Annotated in this window: 21 protein-coding genes; 12 read left to right on the top strand and 9 right to left on the bottom strand. The window is 68.1% G+C overall.

The annotated features are described in order from the left end of the window. Nucleotides 1-71 precede the first annotated feature (71 nt). From dapF to AB0P21_RS36725, 3 genes are read right to left on the bottom strand one after another with little or no spacing between them, the layout of a single operon-like run. Nucleotides 72-914, bottom strand: coding sequence for a diaminopimelate epimerase (dapF, locus tag AB0P21_RS36735; RefSeq protein WP_363703226.1), 843 nt, complete (start codon nucleotides 912-914; stop codon nucleotides 72-74). A gap of 19 nt (nucleotides 915-933) precedes the next feature. Then, nucleotides 934-1,632: a hypothetical protein gene (locus AB0P21_RS36730; protein WP_363703224.1), complete on the bottom strand. Its 699-nt coding sequence runs from the start codon at nucleotides 1,630-1,632 to the stop codon at nucleotides 934-936. Further along, nucleotides 1,629-2,144: a SigE family RNA polymerase sigma factor gene (locus AB0P21_RS36725; protein ID WP_363703222.1), complete on the bottom strand. Its 516-nt coding sequence runs from the start codon at nucleotides 2,142-2,144 to the stop codon at nucleotides 1,629-1,631. Before AB0P21_RS36725 ends, AB0P21_RS36730 begins: the two co-directional genes overlap by 4 nt. An 89-nt stretch (nucleotides 2,145-2,233) precedes the next feature. Here AB0P21_RS36725 and AB0P21_RS36720 point away from each other — a divergent pair, with 89 nt between their 5' ends. Continuing rightward, on the top strand, nucleotides 2,234-2,509 hold the full coding sequence (locus AB0P21_RS36720; protein WP_363703220.1) for a hypothetical protein: 276 nt from the start codon (nucleotides 2,234-2,236) through the stop codon (nucleotides 2,507-2,509). Here the strand turns inward: AB0P21_RS36720 and ggt are convergent. The 4 genes from ggt to miaA all read right to left on the bottom strand — a co-directional run bounded on the left by ggt (nucleotide 2,506) and on the right by miaA (nucleotide 6,783). Beyond that, complete coding sequence (ggt, locus tag AB0P21_RS36715) at nucleotides 2,506-4,344, bottom strand: gamma-glutamyltransferase (RefSeq protein WP_363703217.1); 1,839 nt, start codon at nucleotides 4,342-4,344, stop codon at nucleotides 2,506-2,508. The two genes, AB0P21_RS36720 and ggt, sit on opposite strands and share 4 nt — an antisense overlap. 86 nt (nucleotides 4,345-4,430) lie before the next feature. Continuing rightward, a complete protein-coding gene (locus AB0P21_RS36710; protein ID WP_363703215.1) occupies nucleotides 4,431-5,132 on the bottom strand; it encodes a hypothetical protein in 702 nt (233 codons plus the stop codon). Continuing rightward, on the bottom strand, nucleotides 5,120-5,656 hold the full coding sequence (locus tag AB0P21_RS36705; RefSeq protein ID WP_363703214.1) for a SigE family RNA polymerase sigma factor: 537 nt from the start codon (nucleotides 5,654-5,656) through the stop codon (nucleotides 5,120-5,122). The genes AB0P21_RS36710 and AB0P21_RS36705 overlap by 13 nt, the downstream gene beginning before the upstream one ends. Nucleotides 5,657-5,820: 164 nt before the next feature. After that, complete coding sequence (gene miaA / locus AB0P21_RS36700) at nucleotides 5,821-6,783, bottom strand: tRNA (adenosine(37)-N6)-dimethylallyltransferase MiaA (RefSeq protein WP_363703212.1); 963 nt, start codon at nucleotides 6,781-6,783, stop codon at nucleotides 5,821-5,823. A gap of 187 nt (nucleotides 6,784-6,970) precedes the next feature. Between miaA and AB0P21_RS36695 the strand changes: the two genes are divergently transcribed. From AB0P21_RS36695 to AB0P21_RS36680, 4 genes are all read left to right on the top strand, one after another. After that, a complete protein-coding gene (locus AB0P21_RS36695) occupies nucleotides 6,971-7,174 on the top strand; it encodes a hypothetical protein (protein ID WP_363703210.1) in 204 nt (67 codons plus the stop codon). A gap of 91 nt (nucleotides 7,175-7,265) precedes the next feature. Continuing rightward, the gene (locus AB0P21_RS36690; protein ID WP_363703208.1) at nucleotides 7,266-7,502 is read left to right on the top strand and encodes an antitoxin; all 237 of its coding nucleotides are present in this window, start codon (nucleotides 7,266-7,268) and stop codon (nucleotides 7,500-7,502) included. Between the two features lie 73 nt (nucleotides 7,503-7,575). Continuing rightward, nucleotides 7,576-8,028 (top strand): NUDIX domain-containing protein, encoded by a 453-nt coding sequence (locus tag AB0P21_RS36685; RefSeq protein WP_363703206.1) that lies wholly within the window; start codon nucleotides 7,576-7,578, stop codon nucleotides 8,026-8,028. Nucleotides 8,029-8,077: 49 nt separating this feature from the next. Next, nucleotides 8,078-9,907 carry a LamG-like jellyroll fold domain-containing protein gene (locus tag AB0P21_RS36680; protein ID WP_363703204.1) on the top strand — a complete coding sequence of 610 codons (1,830 nt, stop codon included), beginning with the start codon at nucleotides 8,078-8,080 and terminating at the stop codon, nucleotides 9,905-9,907. Here AB0P21_RS36680 and AB0P21_RS36675 read toward each other — a convergent pair. Together AB0P21_RS36675 and miaB are read right to left on the bottom strand one after the other, a co-directional pair. After that, complete coding sequence (locus AB0P21_RS36675; protein WP_363703202.1) at nucleotides 9,904-10,578, bottom strand: phosphotransferase; 675 nt, start codon at nucleotides 10,576-10,578, stop codon at nucleotides 9,904-9,906. The two genes, AB0P21_RS36680 and AB0P21_RS36675, sit on opposite strands and share 4 nt — an antisense overlap. Before the next feature lies 1 nt (nucleotide 10,579). Then, nucleotides 10,580-12,061 (bottom strand): tRNA (N6-isopentenyl adenosine(37)-C2)-methylthiotransferase MiaB, encoded by a 1,482-nt coding sequence (gene miaB, locus AB0P21_RS36670; RefSeq protein ID WP_363703200.1) that lies wholly within the window; start codon nucleotides 12,059-12,061, stop codon nucleotides 10,580-10,582. A gap of 101 nt (nucleotides 12,062-12,162) precedes the next feature. Here miaB and AB0P21_RS36665 point away from each other — a divergent pair, with 101 nt between their 5' ends. The 7 genes from AB0P21_RS36665 (at nucleotide 12,163) to AB0P21_RS36635 (ending at nucleotide 18,223) form a co-directional block, all read left to right on the top strand. Then, on the top strand, nucleotides 12,163-13,710 hold the full coding sequence (locus AB0P21_RS36665) for an amidohydrolase family protein (protein ID WP_363703198.1): 1,548 nt from the start codon (nucleotides 12,163-12,165) through the stop codon (nucleotides 13,708-13,710). A gap of 122 nt (nucleotides 13,711-13,832) precedes the next feature. Then, a complete protein-coding gene (locus tag AB0P21_RS36660; protein WP_363703196.1) occupies nucleotides 13,833-14,603 on the top strand; it encodes an amino acid ABC transporter ATP-binding protein in 771 nt (256 codons plus the stop codon). Nucleotides 14,604-14,658: 55 nt separating this feature from the next. After that, complete coding sequence (locus tag AB0P21_RS36655; protein WP_363703194.1) at nucleotides 14,659-15,504, top strand: glutamate ABC transporter substrate-binding protein; 846 nt, start codon at nucleotides 14,659-14,661, stop codon at nucleotides 15,502-15,504. 80 nt (nucleotides 15,505-15,584) lie between these two features. Then, nucleotides 15,585-16,274: an amino acid ABC transporter permease gene (locus AB0P21_RS36650; protein ID WP_363703192.1), complete on the top strand. Its 690-nt coding sequence runs from the start codon at nucleotides 15,585-15,587 to the stop codon at nucleotides 16,272-16,274. Then, a complete protein-coding gene (locus AB0P21_RS36645; RefSeq protein WP_363703190.1) occupies nucleotides 16,271-17,176 on the top strand; it encodes an amino acid ABC transporter permease in 906 nt (301 codons plus the stop codon). The genes AB0P21_RS36650 and AB0P21_RS36645 overlap by 4 nt, the downstream gene beginning before the upstream one ends. A 169-nt stretch (nucleotides 17,177-17,345) precedes the next feature. Continuing rightward, entirely contained in the window at nucleotides 17,346-17,771 is a 426-nt protein-coding gene (locus tag AB0P21_RS36640; RefSeq protein ID WP_363703188.1) for a hypothetical protein, read from the top strand. 23 nt (nucleotides 17,772-17,794) lie between these two features. Further along, the gene (locus AB0P21_RS36635) at nucleotides 17,795-18,223 is read left to right on the top strand and encodes a hypothetical protein (RefSeq protein ID WP_363703186.1); all 429 of its coding nucleotides are present in this window, start codon (nucleotides 17,795-17,797) and stop codon (nucleotides 18,221-18,223) included. The last annotated feature ends 157 nt before the right edge of the window (nucleotides 18,224-18,380 follow it).

Genomic DNA, 18,380 nt, shown 5'->3' with positions numbered 1-18,380 from the left:
CGTGGCACGGCTCACCCAGACAGGCGAGCCGATTACTGTTCCAACGACCACGCGGCGTGCTGAATTCCCGTTCAGGCGGGCAGCCAGGCCCGGTCGAACTCCCCGCGGGCGTGCAGCACCGCCGGCCCGGTCAGCTCGAGATGGTTGTCCTCGCGCCAGGTGACGGTCACCGCGCCACCCAGTACGCCGACCCGGTACGTGACCGGAAGGGTCTGGCGGGCGGCCCGGGCGGACGCGACTGCGACAGCGCAGGTGCCGGTACCGCAGGAGCGGGTCTCCCCCGCGCCGCGCTCGTGCACCCGCATGGCGACCTCGTTCGGGCCTTTGCGGATCACGAACTCGATGTTCACGCCGTCGGGGAAGGCCGTGGCCGGCGACCAGCCTGGCTGGTCGCACAGGTTGCCCGGCTCATCGAGCGAGTCGACGAACGCCACCGCGTGCGGGTTGCCCATGTCGACGTGCAGAGCGGACCACTGGTGTCCGTTGGCCTCGACAACCACACCGGCTGCCGCGGGAAGGACCGGTTCGCCCATGTCGACGGTGATCGTGCCGTCGTCGTTCAGGAAGACCTCTTTCACGCCTGCCCTGGTCCCCACCCGGACCGGCTTGTCCCCGGTCAGGCCCGCCTCCGCGAGGTACCGGGCGAACACCCGGACCCCGTTGCCGCACATCTCGGCGATCGAGCCGTCGGCGTTGCGATAGTCCATGAACCAGTCGCCGCCGTCTTCGACGTACGACTGCTTCGAGCCCTCGATCACCCGCAGGACGCCGTCCGCGCCGAGACCGGCGTGGCGATCGCACAGGAAGCGCACCACGCTCGCGTCGAGGTCACCGTGCACGGAGCCGTCGGGATCGGGCAGCAGCACGAAGTCGTTCTCCGTGCCGTGCCCTTTGAGCCAGGGGAAAGTACTCACGAGGTCAAGCCTACGGGCGCTACTTCGCGAGGTCGCAGGAGCCCGTGAAGCGGAGCAGGGTGGCAAGGTCCCAGTGCAGGCTCGGCGCCGACTCGTAGACCTGGATCAGCTTGGTACTGCGGATCCTGATGTGGACGTCCCGCATCCCGGGCCGGGTGCCGGCCACGACGGCCTCTCGCGATCCCGCTCGCACGTGCGGCAGTTCCTCCCAGGTCTTGTCGTACTTCTCGACCAGCATCCGGCCGGTGTCGTCGGGGTGGATCCCGGCGTGCCGGACCACCAGCTTCTCGTTGCCCTGGGGCGGAGAGAACGTCATCTCGGACAGCATCCCGCGTTGCGCCTGGAAGACGGTCACCCGCCAGCCCTTGGGCTTCAGCCCGCAGACCAGGTCGACGCCGGAGCGTTCGACGCCGTCGGCAACCAACGGCACCGGGGCGCCGACCACCTTCACGATCCTGGACTTGTCGATCGGCGGCAGCGGCAGCGGCGTCGGCGAGCCGGCCGCCGGAGCGTCCAGCCCGGCGGTCTGGCCACCGGGAAGCACCGCCCACGCGCCGACTGCCACCAAGGCGACTGCAGTGGCTCCCCCGGCCATCGCGGCGAACTGCCGACGGCGTACCGAGCGCTTGCCTCGGCGCAGGTCGGCCAGCAACTCCTCGTCGGTGAAGGCGGGGTCAGTTCCCGCGGCTGATTCCAGCAGCTCTTTCAGATCCGTCATCGGGCACGCTCCAAGGTCTCCAGCGGTTCGTCGATGAGATCGCGCAACTTGTCCAGGCCACGGGCGGTCTGGCTCTTGACCGTGCCCTGGCTGCAGCCCATCAGCTCCGCCACGGTGGCGGTGTCGAGGTCGCGGAAGTACCGCAGTACGACCGCGGCCCGTTGCCGTTTGGGGAGCTGGGCAAGGGCGTCCAGGACGGTCAGCCGGTCGGCCTGGTCCGGTCCCGGCACGGGGTGGGCGTCGAGCATCTCGGCGGTCGCCGTCTCGCGGCGGCGCCACAGCCGCCGTCGTTCGTCGATGAAGGCGTTCACCAGGATCCGGTCCGCGTACGACGCGGCGCCCTCGGCCTGGCGCACCTTGCCCCAGTGCACGTACAGCTTGGTCAGCGCGACCTGGACCAGGTCCTCGGCCCAGTACGCGTCCCCCGACGTGAGCAGCCGTGCGGTCCTGAGCATCCGGCCGCGATGCGCGGCGACGTACTCGAGGAATTCCTTGTCCTGCGCCCCAGCCATCCGGCCCTCCCGGCCTCGGTGCGATCTCCACCCTGAACTACTGGTCGGGTCGTCGATCGGTTGCACGGGTTCGTCGTACCGTTTCGGCTATGGGTGAGCAGCTGGTCGCGTACTTCTGGGAGCGCGAGGACGCGGACGTGGTGGCGGGGCTGCTGGGCGCCGTCGCGCGGCGGGACCGCTTTCAGGGGGAAGACGACGATGAGGACCACCCGTGGGTGGTCCTCATCCCGGCTGACGCCGACAGTGCTGTGGTGGAGCCGCTGGTCTCGGATCACGACGGGTGGCTCGATGACGGTGCTGCCGAAACACCACCGGTCGAGCCACCCCCGCTTCCTATTGCTCCGAAGAGACTGAAACGGAGTTAGCGCGGCCAGAGCTGGTTGACCGTGCCGGCCGCGCCGCCACCACGCCGCTTGGGCTCGGCGGCGGCCAGGTAGCCGCCTCCGGGCAGTACTTCGAGCGCTGCGACCGCGCCGATCTCGGCGGCTGAGGTGAGCGCGTCACCGGCCGGGACCAGCGTGTGCCCGTACGGCTTGAGGCTGGTGCCGTAGGCATCGATGAACGGCGGCTCCGCGGTCACGGCCGCCGTGTTGCGCTGCGACGCCCGCGGCGCGGCAACGGCCTCGGGCAGGGTCATCCCCCGGTCCAGCCGGTTGGTCAGGGTCTGCAGGACGGTCGTGATGATCGTCGAGCCACCCGGCGAACCGAGCGCGAGGAACGGCTTGTTGTTCTTCAGCACGATCGTCGGCGACATCGACGACCGCGGCCGCTTCAACGGCTGGATCCGGTTCGGGTCGGCCGCGTCGTAGACGGTGGTGAAGTCGGTCAGCTCGTTGTTCAGCAGGAAACCCCGGCCCGGAACGGTGATCCCGGAGCCGCCGGTCTGCTCGATCGTGAGCGTGTACGACACGACGTTGCCCCACTTGTCGGCGGCGACCAGGTGCGTCGTCGACAGGCCTTCGGTGTCGGCCTTCTCGGGCGCCGCGGTCGGGGTCGGGCAACCGGAGTACGAGCCGTCGGGCAGGCCGGGCGCGAACGGCTTGGCCGTGGCCTTCGCCGGGTCGATCAGGCAGGAACGCTCGGCGCCGAAGCCCTTCGACAGCAGCTCCTTGGTGGGCACGTTCACGAAGGCCGGGTCGCCGACGTACTTGCCGCGATCGGCGAACGACAGGGCCGATGCCTCCAGGTACGAGTGCAGGGCCTGCGGCGTCGACTGCTTCGACAGCTTCAGCGGGGTGAGGATGTTGAGCGCCTCCCCGACCGTCGTACCGCCCGACGAGGACGGCGCCATGCCGTAGACGTCGAGGCCGTCGTACTTGATCTTGGTCGGCTCACGCTTGATCACCTTGTACTTCGCGAGGTCACCGGTGGTCAGGTGGCCCGGCATGATCGGCAGCGTCGCGCCCGCGACCTTCGGCGGCGTCTTGACGGCCGTCTCGATCTCCTTGGCCAACGCGCCCGTGTAGAAGGCCGACGGGCCCTTCTTACCGATCAGCTCGTAGGTCTTGGCGAGCTCCTTGTTCTTGAAGACCGAGCCGACCACCGGGGCGTCGCCGTTGGGCAGGAACAACTTGGCCGTCGGCGTGATCTGCGAGAAACGCGCCTTGTTGTCGAGCGTCTGGTTGCGGAACGTCTCGTCGATCACGAAGCCCTTGTCGGCCAGCTCCCCGGCCGGCTTCAGCGCCTTGCCCAGCGAGAGCGTGCCCCACGAGTGCAGCGCCGAGTCCCAGGTCGCCAGCGTGCCCGGCGTACCGACGGAGACACCGGAGGTGACCAGGTCGGGGAAGAACGTGTAGGCCTTGCCCGTGGCCGGGTTGATGAACGCGTCGTTCGGCATCGTCGCCGGGGCGGTCTCGCGGCCGTCGATCGTGTAGACCTTGCGGTCCTTCGCGCTGTAGTAGACGAAGTAGCCGCCACCACCGATCCCGGCGGAGTACGGCTCGGTCACACCCAGCGCGGCGGCGGTCGCGACCGCCGCGTCGACGGCGTTACCGCCGCGGCGCAGTACGGACAGGCCGATCTCGGTCGCGTTGGCGTCGACGGACGACACCGCGCCGCCGAAACCGATCGCGGTGGCGTTCTTGGCAGGTGGCCGCGGCGGGTGATGGCCGCTCTGGGCGGCGGTCGCCGTACTGGCGGTCAGGCCGGTCAGTACCAGCGCTCCCGCGGTCAGGGTGGCGGCCAGGCGTTTCGGTGTCACGGGTCCTCCGCGAAGTCGGCGTACAGGGACAGGCCCTTGCCTACCTCTTCGGAGGCGAGTCCGCCAGTTCTAGCGCGTCCGTCTTGTCAGTTGACCGAGCAGGAGGCCATGAAACGGCGTAGCGTCTCGTCGCCCCAGCCCGCATAGGTGGCCGGTAGCTGGACCAGCAGCCAGCGTTCACCGAGCAGCACCTGGCCGCTTTCGCGGCCGGCGATCGAGCCGAGGTGGAAGACCTTGCCGCCGGCCTCGGTCACCCGGGTGGCAGTCAGGCTGCGAGCTTGCGGCTCGGCCCGGACCTCCAGTCCGTTGTCCTCGCCGAGCTCCGCGGCGCGCAGGTGCGGCGGCGCGAGCAGGACGTGGTCGGTGCCGACCGGCTGCTGTGGCGTCCAGCCCTGCGGGGTCAGCGAGCAGCTGATGGTGTTCCAGGCCTCCTTGTTGGCGACCAGGGAGACGCTCGGACCGGAGTACAGGGAGGCGGAGCCGTCGCCGAACTCCGGGCTCGGCTTAGCGGCGGGAGTCGCGGCCGAGCCGGCAGCGGAGGCCTGGGCGGGCTCCTTGCCGCCGTCGGCGACCTGTGACTGACTGTCGCCCCACCACTTGAGCTGGCCGACGGCGAGCACCGCGGTCGTCGCCGCGGCGATGCACAGCACCCCGGTGGCCCGGCGGCGTGCCTTGATCCGGCGCAGCGCGCGGCGGCCCCGCGCCACGTCCGCGTCCACGTCAGCAGCCGGAATGCCGTCGACCGCCTGGTCGGCGAAATCCGTCAGCAGCTTCTTCAGGTCGTCCACTTCTCAGTACTCCCCGTCGCCGGATCCGTGACCGGGTCATCGGCCATCAGGTCCTTCAGTCGTTTCAGTGCTTTCGCGGTCTGGCTCTTCACGGTGCCCTCGGTGCACTCCAGGATCCGGGCGCAGCTGGCCACGTCGAGATCCTCGAAGTACCGCAGCACCAGCACGGCCCGCTGCTTGGGCGCCAGCTCCAGCAGGGCCTTGCGGACCACCAGCGTGTCCACCGGATCGGTCTGCTCGGGATGCCTCGGCTCGAACGTCTCGGCGGTCACCACCTCGGGGTGGCGGCCGGCCCGGCGGCGCTCGTCCAGGAAGGCGTTGACCAGGATGCGGTGCGCATACGGCCCGGCGCCTTCGTGCCGGATCCGGTGCCAGTGCACATACACCCGCGTGCAGGCGGTCTGGACCAGATCCTCGGCGGTGTACGCATCCCCCGCGGTGAGCAACATCGCCGTTCTCATCAGTCTGCTGCGGTCCGCGACGACGTACTCGCGGAACTCGGCCTCACGGTCACCCCCTCGCATCGACAGCCCCTACGGCATGTCTGATCACTACGTGCAGTAGCGAGCAGTTGCCCGGTGCGGTAGCTCGCCGTGCTGGAGTGAAGGCCTCGATGTCTTTCCATCGTGGCCTTTGCTCCAGTGCGGCGAGGTGCCGTGCCGGGTGACGCGCAGCACGCACGTAGTGATCAGACATGCCGTGCGCCCTCTTCCACCTCGTCTACGTCGTGGGCGGCCGGATGGTTGCCTCGTACTACACGCAAAGCTTGTTCGACAAGATCGGGAGCATCCCAAGGCAGCCAGGTGATCCGGGGGTCCCGGCGGAACCAGCCGTCCTGCCGGCGGGCGAACCGGCGGGTGGTCTGCGCGGTCCGCTCGCGGGCCTCGGTCTCGGACAGCTCGCCCTTGAGCATCGCGATCACCTGCGAGTAGCCGAGCGCGCGGTGCGCGGTGACCCCGTCGAGCAAACCCTTGCCCAGCAGGTCCTTCACCTCGTCCACGAAACCGTTCTCGAACATCCGGTCCACCCGAAGGCCGATCCGCTCGTCGAGCACCGGCCGCGGTACGTCGAGGCCGATCTGGACCCCGCCCGGGTAGATGTAGGTGTGCTCGGGCAGCGTCGCGACGTACGGGCCGCCGGTGAGCTGGATGACCTCGAGGGCGCGGACGATCCGGCGGCCGTTGCTCGGCAGGATCTTCAGGGCGGAAGCGGGGTCGGCGGCAGCCAGTTTGGCGTGCAGAGCCCCGGATCCGTGCTCCTCGAGCTCCGCCTCCAGGCGCTCCCGCACCTCGGGGTCGGTGCCGGGGAACTCGAAGTCGTCGAGGATGGCGCGGACGTACATCCCCGATCCCCCGGCCAGCACCGGAACCACCTGCCGGCTCAGACAGTCGTCTATCGCCGACCGGGCCAACTGCTGGAAGTCGGCCACCGTCGCGGTCTGGGTGACGTCGAGGACGTCCAGCAGATGATGACGTACGCCGCCCCGCTCGGCGGGCGTGATCTTCGCGGTGCCGATGTCCATCCCGCGGTAGACCTGCATCGCGTCGGCGTTCACCACCTCGCCGGGCAACTGGTTGCACAAGGCAACCGAAAGGTCGGATTTCCCGGCTGCCGTGGGACCGACGACGGCGACCACCAGTGACTCGACCATCTTCTTAGTGTGACAGTGCCGCCGACCGGACCCGCGGACCGGCGTGAACTCTGCGACAAGGAACCGGAATCAGGGTTGTGATGACCCCCTGTGTTGGATAGGACAGAGGGTAAGGAGTTACGGTCCGGACCGCATCGCGATTCGGGGGGCCGCAACGCATCGCAGCACCGACTCGGGAGGAACATCAGTGTCGAATCCATTTGAAGAAGGCGCCGACGCCGCCAAGGAAGCGTTCGGCCAGGGCGAGGAGACCGCCGCCGAACTCAAGCGCAGCGGCGGCGACGTCGAACTGAAGCGCAGCGGCGGTGACGTCGAGGTCGGCGGCTCCGGTAAAGAGGGCACCGACTCCGGTGGCGACGTCGAGAGCGAACCGGCCGGCGACGGCGCCTGAGCACCTCCCACACCTGGGGCCCCGTTGGTGGGAAGATCACCGCTAGCTGTCTGTAAGTAGTTCACTACGCTAGGAATGGGAGCCCCACGCGATGGGCATCTTCGACAAGTTCAAGGGCAAGGCCGAGGACCTGAAGGACAAGGCCGGCGACCTGGTCGACCAGCACGGCGACAAGGTCGGCGACGGACTCGACAAGGCCGGCGACTTCGTTGACGACAAGACCGGTGGCAAGTACGGCGACAAGATCGACCAGGGCGTCGACAAGGCCAAGGACGGGCTCGACGGCCTGGACGGCCAGGACGACGACATCGCCAACAAGCCTGCCTGATCTTTCTGTACCCGAGGGCCGCGAGGGGACTCCCCTTGCGGCCCTCGGTCGTTGTCTCTCTAGGGTTGCGGGCATGGAACGGTTTCAGGTGATCCCCGCGGCTTATGTGGCGTTGCGGCGAGGCGACGAGGTGCTGATGCTGCTCCGGGCCAACACCGGCTACATGGACGGGTACTGGGCGCTGGCGGCCGGGCACGTCGAGCACGGTGAGTCGGTACTGGCGGCGGCCGTGCGCGAGGTCCGCGAGGAGGTCGGGGTGGAGATCGACCCGGCGGATCTGATTCCGGTCACCGCGATGCACCGTACTGGTGGCAACGGGCTGGCGATCGACGAGCGGGTCGACTTCTTCTTCACCGCCACCCGCTGGACCGGTGAGCCGCGGCTGATGGAGCCGGGCAAGGCGGCCGGGCTCGAGTGGTTCTCGCTCGACAAACTGCCGGATCCGGTGGTGCCGCATGAGGCGCGGGTGCTGGCCGGTCTGCGGGACGGCAGCATCCCTGCGGTGATCGCGCAGGGATTCGCGTAGTTCGTTTGGCGTTCACTTAGTGCGGACAAAGTCGCTCTAGAGTGCCGGCATGGACGAGCAGCACGAGGGCATGAGCAGGCGACGGATTCTTCAGGCGGGGGCGCTGGGGGCCGGCGTGGTGGCCGGCGGGGCGGTGACCGGCGTACCGGGTGCTGCTGCGGTTGGGGTGCAGACGGCTGCCGGGAAGAAGCCTGATCTGGAGGATCCGCGGTTCACGCTGGCCGTCGTACCGGATACGCAGTACCTGTTCGATCTGGACCGGGGCGATCCGGCGCCGCTGACCGCCACCTTCGAGTACCTGATCGATCAGCGCGGTGTGGACAACATCGTCTTCACTGCCCATCTGGGTGACGTGGTCGAGAACGCGCAGGCCTCGGAGTTCGCGCAGGCCGATCCGGTGTTCGCGGTGCTGGACCGGGCCCGGATGCCGTACAGCGTGCTCGCGGGCAACCACGACATCGACGGCAGCACGGACGACCAGCGCGGCGATACGCCGTACCTGCGGGTGTTCGGGCCGCAGCGATTCCGGCGGATGAGCACGTACGGCGGCTCGACGCCGGACGGTTACAACTCGTACCACGTGTTCCGCGCCGGCGGCCGGCAATGGTTGCTGCTGGCAATGGACTGGCGACCGTCGGATGCCGGCTTCGCCTGGGCCCGCAAGGTGATTGCCGAGCACCCGAAACTGCCGGTGATCCTGACCACCCACGAGCTCGTGTACGCCGATGACGGCGCGGGCGTCGCGCAGTTGTCCGACCACGGCAACCGCGTCTGGGAACAACTTGTCAACGGCAACGACCAGGTCTTCCTGACCCTGAACGGTCACTACTGGCCACCCGGCCGGACGGTCCGGCAGAACGCCGCCGGGCACGACGTCCACCTGCACATCACCAACTACCAGGACCGGTACTACGGCGGTGGCGCGATGATCCGCCTCTACCACTTCGACCTGGCGCGGAACACGATCGACGTCGAGACGATCAACCCGTGGATCCTGGCGCAGAAACCGTCGCGGCGATCCGAGTTGGCCGAGCGTGAGGTCGAGCTGACCAGCGACGTCAACCGCTTCAGCCTGCCGATCGACTTCCCTGCCCGCTTCGCCGGATTCGCGCCGGAGCCGGTGCGGCCCGCTCGGCCGGCTGCGTCCCTGGTCATCCCCGGGACAGTCGCGTACTGGCGGCTGGACGGCCCGGTCGGGTCCCGCGTCGTCGACCACTCGGGACGCGGCAACGACCTGACCCCGGTGCTGCTGCCAGGCTCCCCCGCCGACAGCCTCAAGCCTTCTGCTGAGTTCCACCCGGACCAGCCCGGCCATGCGAGTTGGGTCTTCGGCGGCCAGAAGAATCCGGGTCGCGGCGGGTACCTGCGCACGGCCGACAACGCACCGCTGAACCGGCTGACCTTCCAGGGCGGCTACACCATCGAGGCGTTCGTGAAGCTCGCCGACGACGGGGCCGATCACTCTTGGGAGGGTCTGCTCAGCCGACTCGGTACCGGCGCCGATGCAGGCAAGACTGGTGGTGACACGTCCGAGCCGGTCGTCAACCTCGCCTTCTCCGGCGGGCGGCAGCTCCAATGGGCGGTCTACCCGCTCGACAAGGCCGACACCTTCACCAACTGGGGGCACGAGGAGCTGGCGGGGCGGTGGTTCCACCTCGCGGTAGTCAACGACGGACGCCACACCACTCTGTACGTCGACTCGTCGGAGCTGCTCCGCAATCCATCGACCCGCTCCAACGGCCTCGCCACCGCGGGCAAGCCGTGGCTGCTGGGCGCGAACCACTACGCCAACAAGATCGAGCAGACCTTCGCGGGGCACATCGGCGAGCTGCGGATCGTGGATCGCGCGTTGTCGCTGAAGGAGTTCCTGAACGCCTAGAGGTGGGAGCGGATGAGTTCGCCTTGCGCGGGGAGCAGGGCGAGCTCCGCCGGGGTCAGCGTGACGTTGCGGCCGCGGGCGGCGAGGGCGGCGTCCAGACCGGGCGTCGGGTCGGCGGAGTTGGCGAGGTAGGTCGCGAGAGCCTGCCTCAGCAGGCCCGAGAGTTCTGCGAAGGCGGGGTCGAGGGCGACCTGGGCGAAGATGATCGCCGTCATCGCGAGGTCGAACTCCGCGGGGCCTTCCTCGACGTTGCGCCAGTCGATGACGACCGGGCCTTTCGGGGTGTGGATCACGTTGTAGGGGTGGAGATCCCCGTGCATGACGACGTTCCCCGGGGTGCCGCTCGGGGCGGGGATCGCGTGCAGGCGGCGATGCAGCTCGGCGTGGAGCAGACCCAGGTCGGTGGCGGAGAGGTCACCCGCGATGGCCGCGTCGGCGAGGGTCGGGCCGGTCAGGCGTTCGATCACCATGTCCGGTCCGTCGACCTGACGGACCGCAGGCACCGGGTAGTCGTACTTCGCCACCCAGCGCATGTACTCCGCTTCGTCCCGCACCGGGTGCCCGGCGCGGTAGCGGCGCAGTACCCAGTGGTCGTCGAGGGCGTAGACATCCGCGTCGCGCCCGGACGCGAACGGCTCGGCGCCCTCCGGCAACAAATCTGAGGTCGGCAACTCAGTTGACCTGGCAGCCGCCGGTCGCCGGCTCGAGGGGAGCCGGCTTGCCGATGGCGGGCATGCCGAGCAGGACACCCGGAGTACCGGTCGGCGGCGGGGCGTCCTGGGCTCGCTCCCAGGCGTCGCCCGCGCGCGTACGGCGTACTGAACCGAAGACGTCGGCGACCAGGTGGTGCGGGGCCGCGTAGGTGACCTCGACCGTTGCCATGTCGCCGGGCCGCGGCTTCTCGACGCCCTCGGGCAGCGTGAAGTGGACCAGCCGGTTGTCGCGAGCGCGACCGGACAACCGATGGGTGGCGGCGTCCTTGCGCCCCTCCCCTTCGGCGATCAAGACCTCGACCGAACGGCCGACGACCCTCTTGTTCTCGCCCCAGGCCATCTCGTCCTGCAGCTCGACCAGCCGCAGGTAGCGCTCCTGGACGACGGCGTGCGGTACCTGGTCCTCCATCGACTCGGCCGGAGTCCCAGGGCGCTTGGAGTACTGGAAGGTGAAGGCGCCGGCGAACCGCGCCTGCCGGACCACGTCGAGCGTGCCCTGGAAGTCCTCCTCGGTCTCCCCGGGGAAGCCGACGATGATGTCGGTGGTGATCGCGGCGTCCGGCATCGCGGCCCGGACGTCCTCGATGATCTTCAGGTACCGGTCGCGGCGGTAGGACCGGCGCATCGTCTTCAGGATCTGGTCGGAGCCCGACTGCAGCGGCATGTGCAGCGACGGCATCACGTTCGGCGTCTCGGCCATCGCCTCGATCACGTCCGCGGTGAAGTCGCGCGGGTGCGGCGAGGTGAACCGGACCCGCTCCAGCCCGTCGATCGTGCCGCAGGCGCGGAGCAGCTTCGAGAACGCGTACCGGTCGCCGAACTCGACGCCGTACGAGTTCACGTTCTGGCCGAGCAGGGTCACCTCGAGCACGCCCTCGGCGACCAGCGCCTCGACCTCGGCCAGCACGTCGCCCGGGCGGCGGTCCTTCTCGCGGCCGCGCAGCGCCGGGACGATGCAGAACGTGCAGGTGTTGTTGCAGCCGACGCTGACCGACACCCAGGCGGAGTACGGCGACTCCCGCCGGGTCGGCAGCGTGGACGGGAAGACGTCCAGCGACTCGAGGATCTCGACCTGCGACTCCTCGGCGATCCGGGCCCGCTCCAGCAGCACCGGCAGCGAGCCGATGTTGTGGGTGCCGAAGACGACGTCCACCCAGGGCGCCTTCTTGGTGATGGTGGCCCGGTCCTTCTGCGCCAGACAGCCGCCGACGGCGATCTGCATACCGGGGTTCTTGGCCTTCGCCGGCGCCAGCTGACCGAGGTTGCCGTACAGCTTGTTGTCGGCGTTCTCGCGGACCGCGCAGGTGTTGAAGACGACCACGTCGGCCGGGTCGCCCTCGGGCGCGCGGACATAACCCGCATCCTCCAGCAGGCCACGAAGGCGCTCGGAGTCATGCACGTTCATTTGGCACCCGTGGGTGCGGACCTCGTATGTACGCATAACAGCCACCAAGAGTACGTGGCCAGGTGGACTTTTCCCTACCGGGGATGGGGCGGCTGAAACCCCTGACCGGAGCGGCCCGGTCAACAACAGTAGAACCCATGAACAGTTCCCGCCGTCAGTTCCTCGCCCGTACCGCCGCCGGCGCCACCGTCGTTGCCGGTGGCACCTTCACCGCCAACCACGCGGCCGCCCTCAACTGGCCTGCCGCCACTACCGCAGCGCCCCGGATCACCGCCCTGACCGACGTCACCGTCATCGACCCGGCGAACGGGCGACGCGACCGGCACCAGACCGTCCTGCTCGCCGGCGAGCGGATCCTCGCCATCGGCCGGCACCTGCCCGTCCCGCACGGCGCCACCGAGCTCCGGCTCAGCGGCAAGTTCGTCATCCCCGGGCTGGCCGACATGCACGTCCACTCCCTCGGCGACGAGCACGTGTCGCCACCTCTCTACCTGGCCAACGGCCTGACCATGGTCCGCGAGATGGCCGCCTCCGACCCGACCCTCTACAGCTGGCGCGACCGGATCGACGCCGGCACGCTGCTCGGTCCGCGGATGATCGTCGGCAGCCAGATCATCGACGGCGACCCGACGCTGTGGGACCCCAACCTGCTGCGCGTCCTGGTCGTGCACGACGAGGCCGGCGCGCGGGCCGCAGTACGGCAGGTGAAGGCCGAGGGCGCGGACTTCGTCAAGGTGTACTCGCGACTGAGCCCAGCGGCGTACCGGGCGATCCTGGACGAGGCGCGCCGGCAAGGGCTGACCGTGCACGGGCATGGGCCCGACCAGGTCCCGGTGAAGGAAGTCAGCAAGGCCGGGCAGCGCAGTATCGAGCACATTCACGCGCTCGGGCTGTCGGTGTCGAGCCGGGAGGCCGAGGTACGCCGGATGCAGCGCGCGATCAAGATCGGGACCGGCGACTACAACGGCTGGTTCCGGCAGATGCACCCGATCGAATGGATCGCGGCGAACAGCTACAGCCGGGCTCGCGCCGCTGACGTCTTCGGCACGCTGCGGCGCAACCGGACGCGGGTAACCCCGACGCTGACCATGCACCAGGTGCTGGACACACCCGACTTCAGCGCGCCGGACCCGGCGACGCGGAAGTACCTGAGCGCGGACTCGATCGGCACCTACGACTACGTGATCGAAGACCTCTACAAGGCCAATCGGAGCGCCGAGGAGATCTCGCACCAGCGGCAGATGTGGGAGTACCGGCAACGATTCGTCCGGGAACTCTTCGCCCACGACGTTCCCGTGCTGGCCGGGACCGACACCGGTACGCCGTACATGGTGCCGGGGTTCGCACTGCACGACGAACTGGAGTTGATGGTCAGGGCCGGCGCCACCACCCAGCAGGCGCTGACCACCGCCACGGTCGAGCCGGCCCGGTTCCTCGGGATGACCGCCGACCTGGGATCGGTGCAGCCGCGGAAGATCGCCGACCTCGTAGTACTGGACGCTGATCCGCTCCAGGACATCCGGAACACCCGCCGGATTCACACCGTCATCACCCGCGGGCGGGTCATCTCCCCGGCGATGCGGGCGCAGATGCTCGCCGACGTGGAGTCGGCAGTCAAGAGTTTTGCGCAAACCTCGGGAGTGGCTGCAGGTGGATGCTGCGGAACACGCCCTCCCGGACAGTAACGCCCACTCTCAGACAGACGGTGACGAGGTCGTCACCGTCTGTCGCGCAAGATCGCAGATCGTTACCACCGTGGAACCGGAGGATCGTGCAGGTCACCTCCTGCCTCCGCTAGGTTCTCGCCATGAGCGATTCCTCCGCCGTCGATACCGTGACGACAACAGGTCTTGTCGCCCTGACAGACGTGAACAAGCATTTCGGCGACCTGCACGTGCTGAAGGACATCAACCTGTCCATCGGCAAGGGCGAGGTCGTCGTGGTGATCGGCCCGTCCGGCTCGGGCAAGTCAACGCTGTGCCGGGCGATCAACCGGTTGGAGCCGATCGACTCGGGCTCCATCACGCTGGACGGCCAGCCGCTGCCTCTCGAGGGCCGGGCCCTGGCCAAGCTCCGTGCCGACGTCGGCATGGTGTTCCAGTCGTTCAACCTGTTCGCGCACAAGACGATCCTGCAGAACGTCACCCTCGGGCCGATGAAGGTCCGTGGCCAGTCCAAGGCCGAGGCCGAGAAGACGGCCCGGGCCCTGCTGGAGCGGGTCGGGGTCGCCGCACAGGCCGACAAGTACCCGGCTCAGCTGTCCGGTGGGCAGCAGCAGCGGGTCGCGATCGCCCGGGCGCTCGCGATGGACCCGAAGGTGATGCTCTTCGACGAGCCCACCTCGGCGCTGGACCCGGAGATGATCAACGAGGTGCTCGACGTGATGGTCGAGCTGGCCAAGCAAAGCATGACGATGGTCGTCGTCACCCACGAGATGGGCTTCGCCCGGAAGGCCGCCAACCGGGTCGTCTTCATGGCCGACGGTCAGATCGTCGAGGAGGCCGAGCCGGAGAAGTTCTTCACCGACCCGCAGACCAAGCGGGCGCAGGACTTCCTCTCGAAGATCCTCACTCACTGACCGCCCTGCCCGTCCCCTGAAATCCTGAGCAGTACCGAATACTGGAGGAACGAAAATGCGACAGCGGATCATCGCTGCCCTCGGCATCACGGTCCTGGCCGCAACCGGCCTGACCGCCTGTGGCGACGACTCGAGCGACGGCGGGAGCGGCAGCTCCGGCGGTGGCGACAAGATCACCATCGGCATCAAGTTCGACCAGCCCGGCCTCGGCCTGAAGGAAGGCTCGAACTACACCGGCATGGACGTCGACGTGGCGAAGTACGTCGCCAAGGAGATGGGCTTCGCCGACGACAAGGTCGAGTTCAAGGAGTCCCCGTCGGCCCAGCGCGAGACGCTGCTGTCCAACGGCCAGGTCAAGCTGATCTTCGCGACCTACTCGATCACGGACGCCCGCAAGGAGAAGGTCTCCTTCGCCGGCCCGTACCTGGTCGCCGGTCAGGACCTGCTGGTCAAGGCCGACAGCACCATCACCGGCCCGGACGACCTGGGCGGCAAGAAGCTGTGCTCGGTGACCGGCTCGACCTCGGCCCAGAAGGTCGCGGACAAGTACGCCAAGACCGTGCAGCTGCAGAAGTACGACACCTACTCCAAGTGTGTCGAGGCGCTGTCGACCGGCAAGATCGACGCCGTCACCACCGACAACACCATCCTCGCCGGTTTCGCTGCCCAGGCAGCCAACCAGGGCAAGTTCAAGGTGGTCGGCAAGACCTTCTCCGAGGAGCGCTACGGCGTCGGCCTCAAGAAGGGCGACAAGGAGACCTGCGAGAAGGTCAACACCGCCCTGAAGAAGATGGTCGACTCCGGTGACTGGCAGAAGGCCTTCGACAAGAACCTCGGCACCGCCGGCCTGAAGCTCGACCCGGCGACCAACCCGCCGAAGACCTTCGACGCCTGCGCCTGACCTGTTGACCTGGTGGGGAGGAACCGTCGCCGGTTCCTCCCCACCAGCAGGTCTCGACCCCGAATCCCTGCAGGAGCAGCATGGACGTGATCTCCGAGTTCTTCTCCGAGTACGACGGTCTCGGAGCCTTCAAGACCACCATCTACCTGACGTTGCTGTCCGCGCTGTTCGCGCTGCTGATCGGTACTGTCGTCGCGGTGATGCGGGTCTCCCCCGTGCGCGTGCTGCAGCTGATCGGCACCGGCTACGTCAACATCGTCCGGAACACCCCGCTCACGCTGGTGATCGTGTTCTGCAACCTCGGACTGTTCTTGCAGCTCGGCATCTCGCTGGCTGACCCGAACTCGCCGACGTCGATCGACGACAACAACTTCCGGCTGGCCGTCCTCGGCCTGTCGGTCTACCACGCGTCGTTCGTGGCCGAGGCGATCCGCAGCGGCGTGAACACCGTGCCGCTGGGTCAGGCCGAGGCTGCCCGCGCGGTCGGGCTGCCGTTCCTGAAGACGCTGCGGTACGTCGTACTGCCGCAGGCCTTCCGGGGCGCCATCGCCCCGCTGGGCAACGTGCTGATCGCGCTGACCAAGAACTCGACCGTCGCCTCCGTCATCGGTGTCACCGAGGCGAGCGCGGTGATGAAGGTGATGATGGAGAACCGGCCCGACAAGCTGTTCGTGGTGTTCGGCATCTTCGCCATCGGGTTCGTCATCCTCACCCTGCCGATCGGGATCCTGTTCACCTCGATGTCCAAGCGCCTGGCGGTGAAGCGATGAGTGCCGGAGTTCTGTTCGACGCACCTGGCCCCCGGGCCAAGCGGACGTACGCGACGATCGGCGTCGTCAGCATCCTCGCGCTGCTGGCCGCCCTGTGGTTCGTGATCGCGAAGCTGAACGAGTCCGACCAGCTGACCGCGGAGAAGTGGAAGCCGTTCCTGACCGCCGAGATCTGGACGCAGTACCTGCTTCCCGGTCTGGTCGGCACGCTGGTCGCGGCCGCCATCTCGGTGGTCTTCGCGCTCACCCTCGGCACCCTGCTGGGTGTCGGCCGGCTGTCGTCGGCGGCCTGGATCCGCTGGCCGAGCAGCGTCATCGTCGAGTTCTTCCGCGCCGTACCGGTGCTGCTGATGATGCTGTTCACCTACGCGCTCTACGCCTTCTACGAACTGTTCCCGCCGGAACGGCTCGCCCTGGCCGCCGTGGTCACCGCACTGACCCTCTACAACGGGTCGGTGGTCGCCGAACTGGTCCGCTCCGGCGTCCACTCGCTGCCGAAGGGCCAGAACGAGGCCGCCCTGGCGATCGGCCTGACCAACGGCAAGACGATGCGGATGGTGCTGTTGCCCCAGGCCATCACCGCGATGCTGCCGGCCATCGTCGGCCAGCTCGTCGTGATCCTGAAGGACACCGCGCTGGGCTACATCATCACCTACGAGGAACTGCTCCGGAAGGCAGAGCAGATCGGCAACTACAAGTCGAACCTGCTGCCGGCCCTGATCTTCGTCGGCGCGCTGTACGTGATCATCAACTACTTCGTCAGCCTGATCGCGAACAAGGTCGAACAACGCACCCGCCGCCGCGGCCGCTCGGCCGGCGGCCCGATCGCCCCCGACCAGATCGACCAGGCAGCAGTCGCCGTAGCGGCCGCCTCCGCCAACCAGTCAGGCCACGCCGGCTGACCCAGATCGTTGTCACAGGCACCCATACGTTATGTGTGGGTGCCTGTTTCATTTTCGTCTCAACGGCCGTGACAATCTGCCACTTCCTGCAATCCGCGTCCTCCGCGTGGACTTCAGTAGTTGCCCCTGGCAACACTGCTGGAAAGCACCGACTACGGGAGGAAGCGCAATGCGGATCGGATACCTGGCCGCGGCCACCACACTGCTGGTCGCGCCATTGGTCGCGAGCACACCAGCCCAGGCCGGCACCGACCTGTCGTGGAAATGTGGCGAGATCAGCGTCCACTACACCTTCGACAACGACCAGACCGGCGGCTGGTGGGTGGTCAACGTGTCAATGAACTGCTCTCCGGGCAACTGGCCCAAGCGGTACACCAACGAGATCCGCGATCGGCCGTTCACGAAGTACCACGTCTTCGAACACACCGGGTACGTCAACCGGGGTTACGACAAGACGGTCATCATCGACGCCACCCCGGCGAAGGCCAACAAGTCCGTCTGCGTACGGGCCGGATCCATCCTCTACTTCCCAGACAACCACAACGAGGCCGCCTCGAAGGACAAGGACGCCTGCTTCAAGACCGCCGCACCGTGACCAGCCCAGCCAAGGAGTCAGCCATGCGTACGAAGTACAGAATCATCGTCGCCGCGGCAAGCAGCCTGGCGATGCTGGCGATGGCCCCGGCCGCCGCCCTGGCCACCGAGACGAAGCCCGCCGGCTGGGGCTTCTGCGGCACGACCGACGCCACCTGGAGCACCTCCACCCAGGGCCGCAGCGGCACGGTCACCGTGACCGGTGACTGCGCGATCAAGGCGAACTGGCGAGTCGACATCTACGTCAACGGCGAGTGGTGGGCAACCTCCTCGGGCAAGGTGAACGTCAGCGAGGGCCACCAGCTCCGAACCGCCGTACCGACCATGCCGAAGCCCAACGACAAGCGCGGAAACTACACCTACGCGAAGATCACCTACACCTCCGGCGCGACCTGGAAGAACGTCTGGGAAGAAGACCTCGGCTACCTCCCCTGCAAGGGCTGCACCACCTAGCCGACAACCCGACGGCCGGCGTCGGGGGCCGATAGCTCCTCGATGCCGGCCACTCATCAGCCAGGCACAGCGCCGCCACCTCCGGCTCCCGCAGTAACCCGGCGCCGACGGGGGCACTGTCTGTAGTTCTTGTCTGTAGTTCTTGTCTGTAGTTCTT

This window comes from Kribbella sp. NPDC056861 (assembly GCF_040687575.1).
In the GTDB taxonomy this organism is placed as follows: domain Bacteria; phylum Actinomycetota; class Actinomycetes; order Propionibacteriales; family Kribbellaceae; genus Kribbella.
The sequence above is the reverse complement of the archived record's forward strand: the minus strand, read 5'-3'. Positions and strand labels throughout refer to the sequence as shown.

Coding starts and splice junctions, on each gene's coding strand:
- AB0P21_RS36730 (WP_363703224.1), bottom strand. CDS start 1,632: ATGACGGATCTGAAAGAGCTGCTGGAATCAGCCGCGGGAACTGACCCC.
- AB0P21_RS36725 (WP_363703222.1), bottom strand. CDS start 2,144: ATGGCTGGGGCGCAGGACAAGGAATTCCTCGAGTACGTCGCCGCGCAT.
- AB0P21_RS36720 (WP_363703220.1), top strand. CDS start 2,234: ATGGGTGAGCAGCTGGTCGCGTACTTCTGGGAGCGCGAGGACGCGGAC.
- AB0P21_RS36705 (WP_363703214.1), bottom strand. CDS start 5,656: ATGCGAGGGGGTGACCGTGAGGCCGAGTTCCGCGAGTACGTCGTCGCG.
- miaA (WP_363703212.1), bottom strand. CDS start 6,783: ATGGTCGAGTCACTGGTGGTCGCCGTCGTCGGTCCCACGGCAGCCGGG.
- AB0P21_RS36690 (WP_363703208.1), top strand. CDS start 7,266: ATGGGCATCTTCGACAAGTTCAAGGGCAAGGCCGAGGACCTGAAGGAC.
- AB0P21_RS36685 (WP_363703206.1), top strand. CDS start 7,576: ATGGAACGGTTTCAGGTGATCCCCGCGGCTTATGTGGCGTTGCGGCGA.
- AB0P21_RS36680 (WP_363703204.1), top strand. CDS start 8,078: ATGGACGAGCAGCACGAGGGCATGAGCAGGCGACGGATTCTTCAGGCG.
- miaB (WP_363703200.1), bottom strand. CDS start 12,061: ATGCGTACATACGAGGTCCGCACCCACGGGTGCCAAATGAACGTGCAT.
- AB0P21_RS36665 (WP_363703198.1), top strand. CDS start 12,163: ATGAACAGTTCCCGCCGTCAGTTCCTCGCCCGTACCGCCGCCGGCGCC.
- AB0P21_RS36660 (WP_363703196.1), top strand. CDS start 13,833: ATGAGCGATTCCTCCGCCGTCGATACCGTGACGACAACAGGTCTTGTC.
- AB0P21_RS36655 (WP_363703194.1), top strand. CDS start 14,659: ATGCGACAGCGGATCATCGCTGCCCTCGGCATCACGGTCCTGGCCGCA.
- AB0P21_RS36650 (WP_363703192.1), top strand. CDS start 15,585: ATGGACGTGATCTCCGAGTTCTTCTCCGAGTACGACGGTCTCGGAGCC.
- AB0P21_RS36645 (WP_363703190.1), top strand. CDS start 16,271: ATGAGTGCCGGAGTTCTGTTCGACGCACCTGGCCCCCGGGCCAAGCGG.
- AB0P21_RS36640 (WP_363703188.1), top strand. CDS start 17,346: ATGCGGATCGGATACCTGGCCGCGGCCACCACACTGCTGGTCGCGCCA.
- AB0P21_RS36635 (WP_363703186.1), top strand. CDS start 17,795: ATGCGTACGAAGTACAGAATCATCGTCGCCGCGGCAAGCAGCCTGGCG.